At 63.7% G+C, this 2,212-nt stretch carries 3 protein-coding genes; all 3 read right to left on the bottom strand.

The window, feature by feature from the left end:
- A partial coding sequence (locus ACQRD3_RS13425) for a 3-hydroxyacyl-CoA dehydrogenase NAD-binding domain-containing protein (RefSeq protein WP_427781726.1) occupies positions 1-181 on the bottom strand: 181 nt, incomplete at its 3' end.
- Positions 182-192: 11 nt separating this feature from the next.
- Positions 193-969, bottom strand: coding sequence for an enoyl-CoA hydratase-related protein (locus tag ACQRD3_RS13420; protein WP_080906126.1), 777 nt, complete (start codon positions 967-969; stop codon positions 193-195).
- Between the two features lies 1 nt (position 970).
- A partial coding sequence (locus ACQRD3_RS13415; protein WP_427781725.1) for an acetyl-CoA C-acetyltransferase occupies positions 971-2,212 on the bottom strand: 1,242 nt, incomplete at its 5' end.

Genomic DNA, 2,212 nt, shown 5'->3' with positions numbered 1-2,212 from the left:
AACGGGCCTCGGCGGCCTGGATCAGCTGATCGTTGATGTCGCGGACAGTGACCTGCTTGCCGCTGCGGGCAAAAACCTGCGCAATGTCCAGACCCATGGTGCCGCCGCCGATCACAACTACCTTGTTGATGCTCATATGCAGTACCTCCCAATTTTTTGTTTGAAATAGATACTCCGAAATGGCAGTTTATTTTATTTCCCGGTAAAGTTTTTTTCTTTCCGCTTCTCCAAAAATGCGCTCATGCCCTCGTCCTTGTCCTCGGTGCCGCAGCAGATGCCGAAAGCCTGAGCTTCGAAGGCCAGGCCGGTCTGGAGATCGGTCTGCATCCCCACGTGGATGCACCGCTTGGCCTCCCGCACCGCCACAGGGGCATTGGCGCAGATAGCGCCGGCCAGCTTCATGGCTTCCAGAAACAGGGCCTCCGGAGGGTAGACCCGGCTCACCAGGCCAATCACCTGGGCCTCCACCGCCCCGATGGTCCGGCCGCTGAAAATCAGATCCATGGCGTTGGACAGTCCCACAATTCTGGGAAGCCGCTGGGTGCCGCCGAAGCCGGGCGTGATGCCCAGGCCTACCTCCGGCTGACCGAACCGGGCAGTCTCACTGGCCAGGCGAATGTCACAGGCCATAGCCAGCTCACAGCCGCCGCCCAAGGCGAAGCCGTTTACTGCCGCGATCACCGGCTTGGGCAGTTCGGCCAGCTTCTGAAATACCTGTCCTCCGTAAGCCCCGAAAACACAGCCCTGGGCGGCGGAGTACTCCTTCATTTCCCCAATGTCTGCCCCCGTAGCGAAGGTTCGGCCCTCACCGGTGACAATCACCGCATGGAGATCCTCGTCTGCCTCTGCTTGGTCGATGGCGGCGTCCAGGTCCGCCAGAACCTGGCTGTTGATGGCGTTGAGGGCCTCCGGGCGGCGGAGGGTCAGGATGCCAACATGCCGCTGCCTTTCCAGTGTGACAAAACTCATCTCAGCACTTCTCGAAGATGGTGGCCACGCCCTGGCCGCCGCCGATGCACAGAGTGGCCAGGCCCCGCTTGGCCTCGGGCCGCTTCTGCATCTCGTGGAGCAGGGTGACGATGATCCGTGCGCCGGAAGCGCCCACCGGGTGGCCGATGGAGATGGCGCCCCCGTTGACGTTGACCTTGCTCATATCGAAGTGCAGCTCCCGGGCCACCGCGATGGACTGGGCCGCGAAGGCCTCATTGGCCTCCACCAGGTCGATGTTCTCGATGGTCAGCCCGGCCTTCTTCATGGCCTCACGGGAAGCGGGCACCGGGCCCACGCCCATGATCTTCGGATCCACGCCGCCGTGGCCCCAGCTCACCAGCTTGGCCATGGGCTTCAGGCCGTACTTCTCCACCGCCTCGCCGGAGGCCAGCAGAATGGCGGCCGCGCCGTCGTTGATGCCGGAGGCGTTGGCGGCGGTCACCCGCTGCACGTGCTTGTGAGCGTCGGCCTCGTGGATCTCCTTGGGCTCAAAGGTGTGGACGACCTCGTCCTCCACGCCCTCGGGACCCACGGGGAAGGCCCCCTTCAGCTTGGCGATGCCCTCGGCGGTCACCCCGGCCTTGGGGAACTCGTCCGCCTTGAACTCCACCATTTCCTTCTTTTTCTTCACCATGATGGGCACGATCTCGTCGTCGAACTTCCCGGCCTTCTGGGCAGCCTCGGTCTTCTGCTGGGAAGAGGCGCCGAAAGCGTCCAGCTCTTCCCGGGTGATGCCCCACACGTCGCAGATGTTCTCGGCGGTGGTGCCCATGTGGTAGTTGTTGTAAGCGTCCCACAGGCCGTCCTTGATCATGGTGTCCACGACCTTCTTGTCACCCATCCGGGCGCCCCACCGCTCATTGGGAAGGGCAAAGGGGGCGGCGGACATGTTCTCGGTGCCGCCGGCCACGATCACGTCGGCGTCTCCGCACAGAATGGCACGGGCGCCCTCGATGACAGACTTCATGCCCGAGCCGCACACCATGCCCACGGTGTAGGCGGGGACGGAGTAGGGCAGGCCGGCCTTGATGCCCACCTGACGGGCCACGTTCTGGCCCTGAGCCGCAGTGAGGATGCAGCCGAACATCAGCTCGTCCACCTGCTCGGGCTTCACGTTGCCCCGCTTGAGGACTTCCTTGACCACAGCCGCGCCCAGATCGGCGGCGGGAACGTCTTTCAGGCTGCCGCCAAAAGAACCGACGGCGGTCCGGCAGCAATTTAC

It is taken from the genome of Candidatus Pseudoscillospira sp. SGI.172, from assembly GCF_050313575.1.
Lineage (GTDB): Bacteria > Bacillota > Clostridia > Oscillospirales > Oscillospiraceae > Vermiculatibacterium.
This window is presented reverse-complemented; position numbering and strand designations above follow the sequence as displayed.